Origin of the sequence: Pseudodesulfovibrio alkaliphilus, from assembly GCF_009729555.1 — a bacterium.
In the GTDB taxonomy this organism is placed as follows: Bacteria; Desulfobacterota; Desulfovibrionia; order Desulfovibrionales; family Desulfovibrionaceae; genus Pseudodesulfovibrio; species Pseudodesulfovibrio alkaliphilus.
This window is the reverse complement of the sequence record NZ_WODC01000009.1, coordinates 1-16,348: the sequence shown is the minus strand read 5'-3', so window position 1 is coordinate 16,348 and position 16,348 is coordinate 1. Positions and strand designations below refer to the sequence as shown.

Genomic DNA, 16,348 nt, shown 5'->3' with positions numbered 1-16,348 from the left:
GAACCGAGTAGTTTGGGGCGAGGAAGAATGCTGTTGATTTTGACAATCAGGTTCATTGAGTTTAAATACCCATGAGGCTATGAAGCGACTTGATATTTCAAACGGTTTCCGATCTGCCATGCTCGCCATGGCATGTACGTATTGAGCCGGAGTCTGTGCCGAGGGGAAGAATTATGTGCTCGCGGCAGTTGAGGCGGTAGCGGCAAGAAGGCCATGGCATGGTAGCATGTTACAGCAGTGCGAGGATACGATGACGACTATTGTGAATACCGATCAGTGCAAAACTTTTTCAGAGCTGCAGGGCATGGCCGATTCCAATGCCTTGAACGAGAATATGGGGAGGCTGTCCGAAAAAAGTGAAGTGCTGGAGGGCAGCGGGGTGCTATTTGCACCTCTTCCTGGATTTTTCTTTGGCTCGTGCGGGCCAATGAGGGTGGAATCCCCGCTGCTGCAAAGTGTGTATTTTGACGAGCATGCGTTCGCGGTGATGCTTGTGCTCGACGGTTCGGCGAAATACACGGTGGCAGGGAAGGAAGAGTTCTCGGTTTCTCTATGCAAGAACATGGTCATTGCCGGGTGCTGGGAGGACGCCGAGGTGCGAACAATTTACCCCAAGCAGGAGTCCTATAGCCACATCGGATTCCTGGTGTCCCAAACTGTCCTGGAGGCATACTTCGGCAAGGCGGCAAGCAAGCAGATTCGCGATCTCATACGGAAGAAAGGCAATGCTGCAAACATCGTCGCCGGTCCTGCCCTTTCAGATACTGTCCTCCATGTCCAGAAGGCGATCGTGGATATTCAGAACGGTTCGGTTGCAGACTTGCTGGCCTTGCGTGGGGGCGCTCTGAATTGCTTTGTCAAGCTCGTGGACGCTATTTCGCACCTTGGGACGAACTTGGCCTCGTACCCGCCCAATCAGACAGACGTGGAGCGAATAGCTGCATTGAAAGAATACATCGATACCAACTTCTTGGAGGTCGATACGGTCAGGGACGTGCATTCCCGATTCGGCATGAGCCTTTCCAAAGCCAATAATCTGTTCAAGTCCCAGTATGGTGTCACCATTGCCCAGTACATCCACGGGTGCAAAATGGCATATGCGTATTCGAGACTTGTGGCCAGGGAGTGCAATGTGACCGAATGCGCCATGGAAGTTGGATACTCCAACATCAGCCATTTCATCACGTCGTTTAAAAGAACGTACAACCTGACGCCAAAGGCCGTCACCAGACTTCACGTCCCTCTGACTCAAGGCATGGAGAACTGCGCCAGGGTATAGGCCAGGCAAGCCAAGCCACCGGCTTGGCCGAGAATGCCCTTATGGACCGCAGTAGATATTTCCGCGAGGCCTTGGTTCTCGTCGAAATCGCATCAAAGGTTTTTTCATCGACCGAATTTCTGCCTTTTCAGTGCGCAAAAGGCGCACTTCAGGTTCCATGCCCCTGACCCCGAGTTGACGCATAAGGTCAGCTTTGCCCCGAGGGGGCCTGTTGCCGTTGCCGGGACGCCCTGTTCAAGCTGGCGACATATTGAGAATGAAAATTGATTTCGGATAATTTATGGCATGTCTCGGGCAGTCATGTCCCGGACTTTCTGTTGTGTTTTATCCGCTTGCTTCCCATCTCGCAGGGGGGGGGGGAATGCAGGGGACGGTATCGCAATGTGAGCCCGTTCTGATTCGGATAATGAGGGCAAGCCCATGGGGTGTGCGGCCTTGAGAGGTGCAACGTGAAAAAACTTGCTGTGCTTGATGCCCAATCGGCTCCTGAGAACTTCCTGCACTGCTTCGAATCCATGTGCCGGGATGCCGGGCTCGCCAGCGCACATCAAGAAGGTGGCGGGCGAGTTTCAGCTGGACCCCATTGAGCTTTGCAAGGAACTTTTCAAGTACAAGCCCATCGGAACCCAGGAGGACCTCATTATAGAGTCGGCCCTCACCATGAAGGCGCAGCAGCAAGGCGCCTTATAGCCGGACACGTTCCTCCTCGCGGACTCATGACTATCGCACGGCGCCACATGGGAATGGCCATGCTGGCCTCTCGTTCTCTTGTGCCTGCGAAGGGGGGCACATCGGGCCGTGTGCACGCACCCTTGCCAGGCTTATTTGCGGGGAGAGCGAACATGGGCATTTTTTTGCTGAATTGGACGCAGAATCGATGACTGGTTTCATGTACTTTTGCCCAAAGTCCAAATTGGTTCGGACAAAAATCTGACAACATGAAACCGACGGGGAAAGACATGTCCATCGTAAGTGCCCTGCGCAGGGAAACGCCCATAATACTGCCGTTGTTCCTGCCTATCCTGATCTCGCAATACGCAGGCATCGCCAATGGCGTCATCGATACGGCCATGGCCGGAGCGCTGGGCACCGTGGAGCTGGCCAGCATCGCCGTCGGGGCGGCCATCTGGGTGCCTTTTTTCGCTTTTATCCTCGGTACGCTATACGGCCTGCTCATTTTCGTCTCCCAGGCTTTCGGGGCAGGGGACAGCGAGAGCGTCAACGCCTCCACGCAGCAGGGCATGTATCTCGGGGTGGCGCTGGGACTCCTGACCACGCTGATTCTGTACCTGATCGCGTCGAACATTTCCCTGTTCGGCGTGGAGGCCGAGATTGCCGAACCGGCGAGCCGATACATCAAGGCGGTCATCTGGTCGATCCCAGTGGCCTGCATGGTCTTTGCCGTGCGGTTTTATTGCGAGGGGCAAAAGGCGGTCATGCCGGTCACGATCATTGCCGTCATTTCGGTCGGGTTCAAGATTCTATTCAACTACATGTTCATGTTCGGCAACTTCGGAATGCCCGCCATGGGTGTCGCCGGGTGCGGTTTGGCGACCATTTGCGAATACACGGCCTTCCTGCTCATGCTTGTGGGCTACGTGAGCCTTGCACCCCGGTTCTCCAAACAACGCCTCTTTGGCCGTCTGCACCATCCCAACTTTTCTTCCATCCTTGAAATCACCAAGAAAGGGGTGCCCATCGGTCTGTGCTTCACTTCCGAGTTCCTTATTTTTTCGGTCATGGTCATGTTCATCAGCCAGGAGGGTGCGGTGGCGGCTGCGGCCCATCAGATTGCCTTCAACTGCATGATCCTGTTCTTCAGCATGGCCGCCGCCTTCTCAAGCGCCGCCTGCATCCGGGTGGGCAACCTCTTCGGTGGCGGCGACAAGGAGAAGCTGCGCCATGCCGTTTCGGGCATCGTGTCCTTAAGCGCCCTGATCGGCTGCCTGCTGATGGCGGGTATGATCTTCAAGGCCCAGGAACTGGCCTCGCTCTTCACAAGTGACGCTCTTGTCATCCCGCTGGCCGTTTCCATTCTTTACGTGGCCGCCTTCTTCCAGATCGCGGATTCCATGCAGGTCTGCCTCAACGGCGTTCTGCGCGGGGTCGGCGATGTCTCGGTTCCCTTCCTGTACACGACGATAGCCTATTGGGGCATCGGCATCCCGCTTGGCTACGTTCTTGCGGGCATGCCGCTTCCCCTCGGGCTGGCCATCCCGATGAATTTCGGGGTTGTCGGGTGGTGGCTCGCCCTCACGGTGGCCCTTTTCATCGCCACTGCCGCGCTTGGATGGCGGATGCGCGTGATGCTCTGGGGCAAGGCCGGGCCGGTGGAGAACCTCGTGGCGGCCCAAAGCAATGCCTGACGCGGGCGAAAGGAAATCGGCATGGCACCGCTGGACCGCGCTGCTTCAAGATCTTGAGGTGATGATGAAAGTGAAAGCCTATGCGGGCACGACGTTGTCCTGGGTTGCTTCGCGCTGGCAGGCCCTTCGACAGCGCCGCCTTGTCCTCTTGGCGGCGGGCGTGGCGATTCTGCTCTTCCTCGCGGTCGGCTTCCGCATGGCCGGCAGTGGGGCGTACGAGGTCAAGGTCCTGGAAACAGGACGGGTCACACGCGGCAACCTTGAGCGCGTGCTCACCGCCACCGGCATCATCAAACCCGAGGAGGGGGCCGAGGTCAAAACCGGCACCCGCGTGACGGGTGTGATCGAGACGCTGCATGTGAAGTTGGGCGACGAGGTGGTCAAAGGCCAGACCGTCGCCGTCATGGACAAGCGTGAACAAGAGGCCGAATGCCGCAAGCTGGAGTCGGAGCTGGGGGCATTGCAGATGGAACTTGCGCTCCTGAATGAAACGCAGCCGCTCAAGATGCAGGAGGCTGTGGCCGGGGTGAGCAAGGCCAGGGCCGAAGTCGAGCACGCCGAGGTCACATACAATCGCATCGAGGAACTGGCGAAAACGAAAAGCGTGGCCCAGGCGGAACTGGACAGGGAGTCCAAGGATCGGATCACGGCCAGGCAGAACAAGGTCGTGCAGGAAACGACGCGGAAAAAGCTGGCGACCAGCTACGGACTGGAAAGGGCCCGGTTGGAGCATTCCATCAATGTGGCGGCCGCAGAGCTCGAATCCGCGCTGATTCGTCTCTCGTATGCGACCATCGTCAGCCCCATCGACGGGGTGGTCAGTGGCATCACCGCCCAGGAGGGGGAAACCGTGGTGGCCGGGTTGCAGGTGGCGGACCTGATCTCGGTCCTCGATGTTTCCCGCCTGGAGCTTCGCGTCTACGTGGACGAGAACGACATCGGCGAAGTCAAGCTCGGCGATACCGTCCGTTTCCGGGTGGGCGCCTATCCTGACAGATGGTTCTCCGGGCAGGTGGCCCTCATCCACCCCGGCCCCGAGATCCGCAACAACATCGTCTATTACCGGGCGCTGGTCCGCCTGACGCCGGACACGGCCCGGGCGCTTCGACCGGAGATGACGGCCCACTGCGAAATGGTGGTGGGCGAAAAGAAGAACGCCCTGCTCGTTCCCAACGCGGCGTTCAAATGGGTCGGGCCGCGCCGCATCCTGCTGGTGACGGATTCGCAGGGCCAGCCCCGGCCACGCGAGGCAGTCACCGGGCTGGTGGGCCGGACGAACACGGAAGTGCTTGAGGGACTGGAGGAAGGCGAGGTTGTCGTCACCAGGGCGGAATTGCCCGACATCCTGCCAAGAGCATGGGAGCCCGCACCATGACGCAGGAGCGCCCCATCGCCCCCCTGGCCGAATTGCGCGGCATCACCCGCAGCTTTGTTCAGGCGGATCGGGAGACTCCGGTGCTGCGCGGCATCTCGCTCACCCTGGAGCGCGGGGACTTTCTCGCCCTGATGGGCAGCTCCGGGTCGGGAAAATCCACCCTGCTCCACATTCTGGGCGTTCTCGACCAGCCCGATTCCGGAACCTACCATCTCAACGGCCACAATGTCGCCGGGCTGGATGACGAAGAGGCCAGCCTGGTCCGCAGCCGCTTCATCGGGTTCGTTTTCCAGAGTTTCTACCTCATGCCCCAGGCATCGGCCCTTGAAAACGTCATGCTGCCCGGGATGTATACCGGCGAGGGTCTGCCCTCCATGCGCAAGCGGGCCATGGCCCTGCTTGATCAGGTGGGGCTGGCCGACAGGGCGGACCACACCCCGGCCCAGCTATCGGGGGGACAACAGCAACGGGTGTCCCTGGCCAGGGCCTTGTTCAACGGCCCGGACCTCCTCCTGGCTGACGAGCCCACCGGCCAGCTCGACGCAGCCACCAGCACCGAGATATTGACCCTGCTCCAGGAGATCAACGCCTCGGGAACCAGCATCGTGGTCGTGACCCACGATCCCCAGACCGCCCAGGTCGCCAGGCGGTGCATCCGGGTTCACGACGGCCTTGTGGTGCCGGATGACATGAACGATGCCTCCGGCTGCGCTTCGGTTCAGGGGTAGCGGGGCGGATGCGTCCTATCCTGGCATATCGCACCCTGCAACTGGCCATTTCCTCCCTGTGGCGGTTCAGGCTTCGGAGCGTGCTCATCGTTTCGGCGGTTGCCCTTGCGATCACGGCCCTGACCATCATCGTGGCCACCATGGAGGGAGCCGAGCGCAAGGCCGATGAGCTGGCAGTCATGTTCGGCCCCACGGCGGTCAACGTGCTTGGGGCGGATTTCGTCGGCCAGCGCCTGGGCCGGTCCTCCATGACCTTGACCTGGAGCGACGTTCGGGCCTTGGAGGACCATCTGCCCAATGTGGAGCACGTCTCGCCCTACCTGTACAGGGTGGGCGCCATCGTCCAGGCCAATGGAAAAACGCTTGTGGCGGACTCCCTGAGCGGCAGCGGCGAGGACCACTGGCTGCACTGGTCCTGGCCGCTGCACAAGGGGCTTGATTTCACGGTGGACGATGTCAGGCTTGCAAGGCGGGTCTGCTTCCTCGGCGACATCACCGCGCAAGGGCTTTTCGGCGACCAGGATCCCATCGGCGAAACCGTCCTGGTGGACTCCATCCCGTTCACGGTCAAAGGCGTGCATGCTCCCCTTGGCATGGCCTCCGACGGAGTGCAGGTCGATAATCGCATCACTGTTCCCATCACCACCATGGCCGGACGATTCAACATTTCTCACGAGCACCTCTTTCAACTCCGCGTGACCTTTCCGGCCCATACCCCGGAATCGGCCATGCCGTCGCGTGTGGAGTCGGTGCGTAGCGTGCTGCGCGAGTCACACGGCCTGAGCGATACCCAGGTGGATGACTTCATTCTCTACACGGCAGGCGATGTGCTGCAGTTCATCTCCATCCTCAAGGGCGGCGTTGTCCTCTTCCTCGGGATCACGGTGCTGGCCGCCATACTGGTCAGCGGATTTGTCCTTGCCAACCTGTTTCATCTCTCCGTGGCTGAGCGCCAGGAGGAGATCGGGCTGAAAAAGGCCCTTGGCGCCAATCGGTTCAGCATCCTGTTGCAGATCATGCTTGAGGCGCTGCTGCTCTGCATTGCGGGCGCGGCGCTTGGGCTTGTGATCGGACTTTTCATCAGCCACATCCTTGAGCGGTTCGGATTCCTGATCATTGCCCTTTCCCTGCAACTATTCGTATGGGCCTTTGTCGGAGCGTGCGGGATCGGCTTTTTCTTTGCCCTGCGCCCGGCCAGAAACGCTGCGGCCATGCCCGCGGTTCAGGCATTGAGGAGGGGGGCATGAGGGCCTCCTTCCCCCGGCAGGCAGGCGAACCGGCATCCCTGCGCCCGCCGTCCGGGGCAGCTGGCATGCGCTTTGGTCTGCGGGCCGCCTTGCGCATTCTCAAGATCCAGCCGCTGCGCACCCTGCTCGCGATGCTGGGGGTTTTCCTGGGGGCCCTGCTCCTGGTTGGCATCACGCACGTCCTGGGCGCCATCTCCCTGAGCATGGAAGCGCAGGCGCGCAGCCTGGGTTCCCACATCGCCACGATCACGCCGGAGCGGCCCTCCTTCAGCCGCCGGGAGGATGTCCGGTTTGTCAGCGGGACAGAATCCGCTGGCGACGCGGCCCTGGCAGGGCAAGACGATAGATACGCTCCCCTTGACCCTGCCGCCACGCTGACGCCGGACGACCTTGAGGTTGTCATGACCGAGATCCCGTATTTCACGGCGGGCGTGCCCTTCATCGTCTCCGAGGGCTGGATTTCACACGGCGGCGAAGCCAGCGGCTGCACCATCATGGGCGTGACCCCGGACTATCCCGGTCTGCATGCCATAACCCCGGCCCATGGCCGATTTTTCGATGACGAGGAGGAGAGGCTTGCGTCCCTTGTCTGCGTCCTTGGCGACGCCCTTGCCCGGCGCATCTTCGGAGACCCGGCCGCAGCGCTGGATGCCCATGTCCGAATACACCGCAGCGCGGTCCGCGTGCTCGGCATCATGGCTCCGAGGGGGGCGGACAGCGGGGGTGCCAACATGGACGAGGTGGTCTTTGTTCCGGTGCGCACCGCCATGCAGCGTTTTTCCACTCAGGACCATGTCAGCGGGCTCTTCCTTGAGATGCGAAGCAGGGAGGCAATTCCCGTACTCAGCCGATCCATTGAGGCGCTCCTGCGGCAACGGCACCGTCTGACGCGCGATGCCCGCAACGACTTCAGCATGAGCTTTGCCGGACAGGTGGATGAAATGGTGACCAACGCCACGGAACTGATGACCACCCTGGGTCTCATCGGGGCGGGCATTTCCTTCTTTGTGGGGTCGCTTGGGATTTTCTCCATCATGATCCTGATGGTACATGCCCGGAAAACCGAAATAGGCATCCGCCGCGCGGTTGGCGCTCCCAAGCGGCTCATCCTGCTGCAATTCCTCTTCGAAGCCGGGCTCATGGCCGGGGCGGGCGGAGCACTGGGGGTAGTCGCGGCCCTGGCCCTGACCCAGGCGGTGGCTGCCCTGGGTCTGCTTCCGGGATACCTGAACATCCCCCTTGCCGTCGGCGTCTGCCTGCTCTCCCTGATCTGCGGCCTGCTGGCCGGAGGCTATCCCGCCTGGAAGGCCGCCAGGCTGGAGGTTCTCGCAGCCTTGAGAGAATAATTGTCAGGTCGAGATTCTCCTCTGTCGACGGGATTGAGTATTGTAATTGCAGGAGAATATCTTTCTCCTTTACAAGGGGCAAAATTGATATTAAGTTTCATTTTCAACCTAATGAGAGGTGAAGCCAACAAAATGTGAGGGCTGTTGTGGGCATTGACCTGGCATCTGGAAAGCGTGAGGCGTTTTCGAATTTTCCGTTATTTTTCATGCCGCATCCCTTGCATGAAATTTCTGATGAGCCTCTGACGGATTATGGGTGTGGGGACACAACGTGCTTCAACCCGTTGCCAGGATTTCATTTCGGAGCCTGCGGGATGACCCCTGTGCACAGATCTCTGAAAAGGACTGTCTATAGCGACGTTGCTGTTGTTCTTGCCGTCATTTTTCTTGAGGGTTCCTGCACATATACACTGAAAGGGGAGACCGGGGCTTCTTTCGCGATGGAGAAGAACATGTTCATCGTGGGGAGGTGGTACGGGCAGGATATTGAAGTGATCTTGCCGCCCCAGAAGGGTTGCAGCCTCGTCGGATTCGTGACGCAGGAGTCAGCGCTGGAGGAGTACTTCGGACGTGGGATGAGTTGTGATGTGCACAACAGCCTGCGCAAGGTCATGAAGGAAAAGCCCGGAGGCATGAATACCGCTTCCGGTATAGCAAGGCCGGATGTGATCGCGACCGCCAGATCCATACTGGATATACAAAGAGAGGGCTTGAGCGACCTGCTTCGGTTTCGCTGCACGGTCCTTGATCTGTTTGCCAAGCTATTTCACAACATGGCCGAGGTCGGGGCTCATCCTGCCGTCTTGCTGTGTGAGTCGGACAGGCATCGCATGGCAGAACTCAAGTCGGCCATCGAGAAGGATTTCAGCTCCGTCCGTTCCGTGGCTGATCTCTGCGCCGGGATCGGAATGAGCCTGTCAAAGGCGAACAAGGCTTTCAAGGCTCTCTATGCCATCTCGATAGCCCAGTACATTCAGCAGTGCAAGATGTCATATGCCTACTCGGTGCTGGTGCAGCGGCAACTCAACGTGAGCGAATGCACCTTCGCAGTGGGCTATTCCAATGCCAGTCATTTCATCACAGCGTTCAAAAAACATTTTGGGATAACCCCTAAAGCCGTTTCACGCCTGAGAACCAAGGGGCGCACCTGAGCCGGGAGGAGGGCGCACCAAGGCGAGAGGCGACAGGATGGATGTGATCGCCATGCAGGCCACCCTTGTTAATTTTGATTATTGTTCATAGCGCGCAAGGCTGATGCACAGACCCCTTCCTCTTTGGTGATGTGGTTCGGGGCTAGCCTCGTCGAAAACTGAGCCTGTATGGCTGCATGCTTATTGGTCTTGAATCGGTCGGCCATGGGCTGCATGGCCTGGAAAACTCAAATAAGGGTTTCGCCCATGCGTTGCCGCCTGCATTGGCAAAGCAGTAGATGCGTGGCAGTTTTGTCTCATTGCGCCCGGGCAGAGTTATCCATCTATTCGCAGGCATTGGGGCAGCGCCCATTGAGTCGATGAGTTGTTTCACGCTTCCTCCTTTTCGATGTCGCCATTGAGCGCCTTTTGCCTTGAGGCACGGCATGAGGCGACCGGGATTAGGGCCGGACGCCCTGGGCGAAAGGCGGCCTCAGGTAAGTGTCCATGAGCGAAGCTCGTTTTGCTGCTTCCACAAATTGTCGTAAATGCCTTGTTGCGCCAGCAGTTCTGTGTGCGTTCCTCTTTCGGCGACAGCGCCGCTTTTAAGTACCAGTATCTGGTGCGCCTTCTGGATGGTTGAAAGCCTGTGCGCGATGACCAGCAAGGTTTTCCCCCGGGTGAGGTTGGTCAGCCCCTGCTGTATCTGCAATTCGTTCTGCGGGTCCACAGACGCCGTAGCCTCATCGAGGATGAGGAGGGGGGCATCCTTCAGAATTGCGCGGGCTATGGCTATGCGTTGCCGCTCGCCTCCCGACAGTCTTGCGCCCTTTTCTCCCGCACAGGTTTCGTATTGCCGCTCAAGCTCCATGATGAACTCATGGCAGCAGGATTGTTTTGCGGCCTCGATGACCTCTTCGTCTGTGGCGCTTGGTTTGGCGATGCGGATGTTGTTCATGATGGTGTCGTTAAACAGATAGACGTCCTGAAATACTACACTGAAGCGTTTGTAGAGGTCTTCCTGAGCAAAGGTCCGAACGTCTGTGCCGCCGATTCGGATGCTTCCGGAGCATACGTCCATGAAACGGAGCAGGAGGTTGGCGGTCGTGGTCTTGCCGCTGCCGGACTCTCCCACCAGGGCGGTCACGGTCCCTTCGGGCATGGTGAAGGAAATATCGTGCAGGACCTCTCTTTCTCCGTAGGCAAAGTGGACGCTGTCAAAGGATACCTCATGCGACCTGGGCTCAGCGAACCCCGGCGCATAGGGGAGGGGCTTTTCGTCCAATGTGGATGCGATTCGTTTGACCGAGGCAAAGCAATATCGGACTTCGGACAGCAGCATGCTGATTTCAAGCATGGGTTCGTAGTATCGTCCGCAAAGCAGCATGAAAAACAGAAAGACGGTCAGACTGATTGAGGATTCGATGTACAGGTAGGCGGCCGCCAGCATCGTGATGACGAACGAGAATTCGAGAAGGGCCAGATAGCAGTAGCCCAGCTTCCCGAACCTGATCTCCGCCGCGAGGTTGAACGTCTTGTATCTGTCGTTGGCCTTTACCCACGGAGTGAAGCGTGTCCCGGTCATCCCGGTGGCCTTCAGCTCCCCTATTCCGTTTAGGTATTCGAGCAAGGTCTTGTCCGCCAGGGCGCGGCCTTGCACCATGGTTTTCGAGTCGCGCTCGACCTGGCGAATGGAATAGAGGAGAACGGGGAATGCCGCGAGGGATGTGCCCAGCACCACGAGCCCGAGGGTGGTGTCAACGCCGAGGAAGGCACCGCCGAAGATCACGATGATGCTGGCCGTGGCGACGATGTCGTAGATGTAAGTGCTGTAGACAAGCTCCGTTTCCATCATGTCGTGGAGAAAGTTGCCGCTGAGGGTGGCGGTGTCGTGCTTCCTGAAAGAAGCGAGCGGGAGGGTTTTCATGTGTTTGGCCAGCTTGTCGCGCAGGGCGGCTGCCAGCGCGTAGCCTTGCTTCAGCGACAGCGAAGAAAAAGCGTAGAAGGTACAATAGAATGAGATGACAGCCAGGAGCAGAAGAGCGCTGTACAGGGTGAGTTCCATGTCGGAGAATTGTCCGTCCAGCACCGAGGCAAGGAGGAAGAAGCATGCCAGATAGGCCAATCCCTGTGAGAACTGCGCAAAAAAGCTCAGAGCCGTGGGGCCGATGAATGCGGATACGGAATCCACGGTCAGGCGAAGTGTCTTCAGCATTCGGGGCGTCCTTGATTGTTGTGATGGGGGATATCCGAGGCGGTATCCGTCGTGAGCATCCAGCTGCGGGCGGTGTGGTAGGCGTTCCACATGCTTGAATAAAGTGCGCCCTTTGCCATGAGGGTTTCGTGAGTTCCCGATTCGACGATCCGGCCGTTGTCGAGGACCAGGATATTGTCAGCCCTGGCAATTGACGGCAGTCGATGGGCGATGACCAGGACCGTCTTGTCCGAGAGGAAATTGGAGAGTCCCTTTTGTATGGTTGCTTCGCTTTCCGGGTCGGCAAAGGCGGTCGCCTCATCCAGCAGCACGACCGGGGCATTGCGCAGCGCCATGCGGGCAAGGGCCAGCCTCTGCGTCTGTCCGCCGCTCAGATAGACCGATCCCCCGGCTCCGATCCGTGTCTCGTATCCATCGGGGAAGCTGTTGATGAGCGTGTCGCACTGGACCATTGCGGCCGCTTCGCGCATGGCCTCATCCGAGGAGCTCTCCGACCCGAGGCAGATGTTTTCCCGGACCGTGCCGGAAAAGACGAAGGGCTTCTGGTAGACGACCGACATCACCTTGGACAGTTCGCCCGGAGCAAAATCGCGCAATGGAATACCCCCGACCGTGACCGTGCCGCCCTGAATCCGTTCAAGACCTGCTATGGCTGCAGCCAGAGTGCTTTTGCCTGCGCCGCTCGGGCCGACAATGGCCGTGACCGTGCCTTCCTTGGCGGTGAAGCTGATATCGTGCAGCACCTGTTTATCCCCGTAGCTGACATTGAGCCCGTTGACGGCAAGGTCTGCGGACAGCACTTCGGAGCGGTGCCTGTCCCCGACCTGGTCCACGTCCACTGCCAGAAGCTGGTTCACGCTGGAGTAGCCGGTGCTCGCGCGCCAGAGAAAGGTGACGAAGCGCATCAGGCGTTTGAAGGGAACAAAGGTGACCACGCCGAGAACGATGAAGAGGATGACATCCTCAAACGGCAGTTGGTGGTACTTGTGCAGATAGGCTCCGGCTACAGCGAGCACGGCAAAGGGCATGGAGAGGGCTGTGGTGAAGATCGTCCACGGGCGCAAGGTCAGCTTCCTGCCTTTTGTCTGTATTTCCTTGAACCTGTTGATTGAGACCTGCATGCGGGAGAGGGATTCCTCGGACCTGTTGAATATCTTGATGTCGGGCATGCCCTGCACGTATTCCACGGCATCGCCGTGGAGTGTGCCCATGGCGCTGAAATATTCCTGCATCAGGTTGCTCTTGTGCATGGCCGTCATGGCGCGAAACTGAACGAAACTTGCCGCCACGATGATGAGCAGCATGATGAGGGCCAACTGCCAGTTGACGAAAAAAAGGATGGGTATCGTGACCGAGGGGAGGGTCACGGCAGCCACAAGGTCGGTCAGGTTGTGTGCTATGAAGTTCTCGATCTGGTTGACATCGTGGCTCATCCTTTTCTTCAGCTCGCCGTTGCTGATGTTGGCCAGCCAGTGCAGCGGGACGCGGCCGATGTGCTCGACGAGAGCTGTGCTTATGGTGGTGGAGAGGCCGAACGCCGCCCTGTGGGCATTGGCCGAGGCCCCAACGGTGAGAACCGAATAGGCGACGATGGCTGCAAAGGCCACCCCTCCCAGTCCAAGGAAGGACTGGGCGGTTTCACCTGCATGAAACAGGGTGAACATCTTCCATATCACAACGATGGGAATTGGCAGCATCAGTGAGCCCAGGGAGGCGCAGACCAGCGCTCTGACAAGGAGTCTGGTCGCATGTCTATCGTTGGAGAGAATCTTTCTTACAGTCGCTAAGGCCTTCATCCTCGCTCCCTGATGTCTTTTTGTTTGGTCTTCTACCTGCCGGGGGTGCACTCAGCCCCTGCCAGTGCTGGAAGCAGCTTCTGCCTGTTGAAGATTTGCGAGCATACGGCAACTCCTCAGGGCATGCTTTTCGAATTCGATTAAAAAATGATCCAAACCAACTGACCCTGTCCGGAACCAAAGGCGATCGCCCGGCTGTCAGAATTTGCTCACTCCAGTAGGAGGATACAGCTCATGCCTCGCCGCACGTGAGGTTTGGCAAGGTTTTGTCGTCCAAGGGTGGCTGTATTGAAATTTTTTGTATTTGTTTTTGATATGATGCGCCGTTGCGCATATTGCTCGGGAATTCCGACTTTTGAGCTAAACTGGATATTTTCGAAACGAAACCGGGTAGTCCAAATGCGAGCTGCGGACTAGCGAAGTTGAAAATCAATTTCATGCGATGCTCAAATTAACCGAGGTTATCATGTCAATTTCGCAATCAAAAGTTCTATTCGTCAGCTTCGCGCTCTTTGCAACGCTTCTGGTGGCGCCGTTCCTGGCGAGCAAGGCCACTGCTGATGAAGAAAGTCAAAGTAAAGACTTTATGTTGCCGACTGTAGAGGTGACAGCCGAAAAAAGGGAAATGGACGCCCAAAAGACTCCGATGACGATGGACGTCATTACTGCCCAGGATATTGAAGACGCGGGCATCAAGACCATTGATGATGTCTTCAAGCGGATTCCGAACCTTGTGGTTTCGACGCAGTTTCTTGGCGGTGCCGCGTTTATGACGTACCGCGGTGTGCATTCTTCGGTAAGCACCGAAACCAACCCCATAGTTTTCTATGTTGACGATGTGCCAATGGAGTCGTTCCAGGCAATAGACGTCAACCTCGCCAACATTGAACGCATAGAAATATTGAAAGGTGCCCAAGGCGTCATCTACGGGAAGAATGCCTTTGCCGGCATCATTCGCATCATTACGAAAAAACCCAGCAACGAGTTAACTGGCAAGACTTTTGCCGGAGCGGATATTCGTGGCGGGTACGATGCGGGCGGGACAGTCAGCGGGCCGATTGTCGAGGACCGTCTGCTCTATTCTCTGACCTTGTCCCATGAGTACGACAAGGGATACCTAAGGACAGAAGGGGATACAAAGCGGGAAAACAAATGGAATAACCGGGCAAAAGGCCAATTGCTGTTCACTCCTTCCGACAAATCGAATGTGGCCCTGCATTTTGATTACGCACGAATGGACATGAACCGTCCGCAATACGGCGTGTCAGAAGCCACTGTCACCATGAATTCCCTTGCTTCCGATAGCGATAAGGAAAACACCAAGGCACTCAACCTGGCCCTTAATGGAAACTTTGTTCTTGATGATTTCACTTTTGACACGATTACCACACAGCGTTTCGAGAACAACAAATATACTGTGGACTATCAACCAATCAACGGCATGGGTGAGTCTGGCAGGGCCAATGACAGATCGGAAATAACCCAGGAGTTCAGAATCAGCTCGAACGATGACGCTGAGGGGCTGCGCTGGCTCACAGGTATTTACGGAAGCTATACCGACTGGCACATGTATGATGGGTATTTTGACATGGGCTTCGCGTATGAAGAAGGGACTGCGAGAATATACTCGACTGAGGTGGCGCCCTTTGGTCAAGTGCAATACCCTTTTGCCGATGCGTGGACCCTGACCGCAGGACTTCGATGGTTCACGCTTCATAGAGAAGCGAGACTCAACCACGAAATAGCGGCCATGGGCGTTGATGTCCACATCAAACCAGAGGGAACGTGGTCGGAGCTCCTTCCCCGGATCAATCTCAGTTATGACATTGATGACGACAAGATGCTTTACGCCGGAGTGAGTCGCAGCGCGATTCCTGGCGGATTCAACTATCTGCCATTTTCGCCAACGGAGAAGGTCAAGTACGATACTCAGACGGCGTGGAACTATGAGATGGGTGCAAAGACGCAGTGGCTTGATGATACGCTGCGCATCAACCCTGTCGTATTTTACTCAAAATATTATGATGTTCAGGAGTTGCTCTGGAATGGAGTTGGATTCTCTGCGTCCAACCCAGGCAAAGAGGCCACGGCCTATGGAGTCGAATTGGACATGGTGTATCTTGTCACCCCTGAGATTCAGGCCGACGCCAACATGGGCTATACCAAGGCCAAGTACGATAAGTACGACTCTTCCTCCGGGGGAACATCCGGGGTTGGCAAGCGTATGGTTATGTCTCCCGAGTATACAGGCAGGGTTGGCTTGCAATACAGAGGCGCTTCGGGATTTTTCGCTCGGGGTGATGTCAATTATGTGAGTTCTATCTACTGGGATGGGGCCAATACATACAAGCGGGACCCGGTAACCACCGTTGACGCGCGCGTCGGTTGGGAGTCCGAGTCGTTTGATGTCTATGTGTACGGCAAAAACATTCTGGGCGCCAGGTATCTTGGCTACTTCAGCACCGGAAACAAGCTGGCCTTTACTGCGGACCCTGGAACTTACGGCTTCGAGTTCGCCTACCGATTCTAGGGGGGCGAGAAAGGGGCTGATGCCAAGTGGCATCACCGTTGAATCGGTTCATGGCGCACCTTGTGTGACTTGATCCATGGCGCGATGACGCCCTCGGCAAAAACAATGATACCAAGACAACTGCGGGCGATTGTCCGCAGTTGTCGTTGCTGTTGCTGACGAGGAATCATTAGTCCGATGAGAAACCCCCCAGCTTTGCTGGGGGACCAGTAAAGTTTGACTTTTGCGGGAATAGTTTAAAGCCTCCCCTGGTGAGCTGCTCAGAGTGAGCACAGGAGAGGCTTTAAATGAAGTGCAATTCAAGCCTATGTCACACTCGGTGGGACTGCAAGTATC

General features: G+C 57.5%; 11 protein-coding genes. 9 read left to right on the top strand and 2 right to left on the bottom strand.

Features of this window, described 5'->3' with window-relative positions; genetic code table 11:
* The first annotated feature begins 250 nt into the window (after window positions 1-250).
* From GKC30_RS12645 to GKC30_RS15235, 8 genes are all read left to right on the top strand, one after another.
* On the top strand, window positions 251-1,279 hold the full coding sequence (locus tag GKC30_RS12645; protein ID WP_196772876.1) for a helix-turn-helix transcriptional regulator: 1,029 nt from the start codon (window positions 251-253) through the stop codon (window positions 1,277-1,279).
* A gap of 525 nt (window positions 1,280-1,804) precedes the next feature.
* Window positions 1,805-1,969 carry a hypothetical protein gene (locus GKC30_RS12640; protein WP_196772875.1) on the top strand — a complete coding sequence of 55 codons (165 nt, stop codon included), beginning with the start codon at window positions 1,805-1,807 and terminating at the stop codon, window positions 1,967-1,969.
* Window positions 1,970-2,238: 269 nt separating this feature from the next.
* Entirely contained in the window at window positions 2,239-3,645 is a 1,407-nt protein-coding gene (locus GKC30_RS12635) for an MATE family efflux transporter (protein WP_196772874.1), read from the top strand.
* A gap of 61 nt (window positions 3,646-3,706) precedes the next feature.
* Complete coding sequence (locus tag GKC30_RS12630) at window positions 3,707-5,020, top strand: HlyD family secretion protein (protein WP_196772873.1); 1,314 nt, start codon at window positions 3,707-3,709, stop codon at window positions 5,018-5,020.
* On the top strand, window positions 5,017-5,748 hold the full coding sequence (locus GKC30_RS12625; RefSeq protein WP_231117166.1) for an ABC transporter ATP-binding protein: 732 nt from the start codon (window positions 5,017-5,019) through the stop codon (window positions 5,746-5,748). Before GKC30_RS12630 ends, GKC30_RS12625 begins: the two co-directional genes overlap by 4 nt.
* Before the next feature lie 8 nt (window positions 5,749-5,756).
* Window positions 5,757-6,995 carry an ABC transporter permease gene (locus GKC30_RS12620; RefSeq protein ID WP_155935261.1) on the top strand — a complete coding sequence of 413 codons (1,239 nt, stop codon included), beginning with the start codon at window positions 5,757-5,759 and terminating at the stop codon, window positions 6,993-6,995.
* Window positions 6,992-8,341, top strand: a complete 1,350-nt coding sequence (locus tag GKC30_RS12615; protein ID WP_196772872.1) for an ABC transporter permease — start codon at window positions 6,992-6,994, stop codon at window positions 8,339-8,341. The genes GKC30_RS12620 and GKC30_RS12615 overlap by 4 nt, the downstream gene beginning before the upstream one ends.
* 146 nt (window positions 8,342-8,487) lie before the next feature.
* Window positions 8,488-9,492 (top strand): helix-turn-helix domain-containing protein, encoded by a 1,005-nt coding sequence (locus GKC30_RS15235; RefSeq protein ID WP_155935257.1) that lies wholly within the window; start codon window positions 8,488-8,490, stop codon window positions 9,490-9,492.
* A 472-nt stretch (window positions 9,493-9,964) separates the two neighbouring features.
* Here the strand turns inward: GKC30_RS15235 and GKC30_RS12605 are convergent, their stop codons facing one another.
* Complete coding sequence (locus tag GKC30_RS12605) at window positions 9,965-11,686, bottom strand: ABC transporter ATP-binding protein (protein ID WP_155935255.1); 1,722 nt, start codon at window positions 11,684-11,686, stop codon at window positions 9,965-9,967.
* Entirely contained in the window at window positions 11,680-13,482 is a 1,803-nt protein-coding gene (locus GKC30_RS12600) for an ABC transporter ATP-binding protein (protein WP_155935253.1), read from the bottom strand. Before GKC30_RS12600 ends, GKC30_RS12605 begins: the two co-directional genes overlap by 7 nt.
* A 442-nt stretch (window positions 13,483-13,924) precedes the next feature.
* Here GKC30_RS12600 and GKC30_RS12595 point away from each other — a divergent pair, with 442 nt between their 5' ends.
* The gene (locus GKC30_RS12595; RefSeq protein WP_155935251.1) at window positions 13,925-16,012 is read left to right on the top strand and encodes a TonB-dependent receptor; all 2,088 of its coding nucleotides are present in this window, start codon (window positions 13,925-13,927) and stop codon (window positions 16,010-16,012) included.
* Window positions 16,013-16,348: the final 336 nt, after the last annotated feature.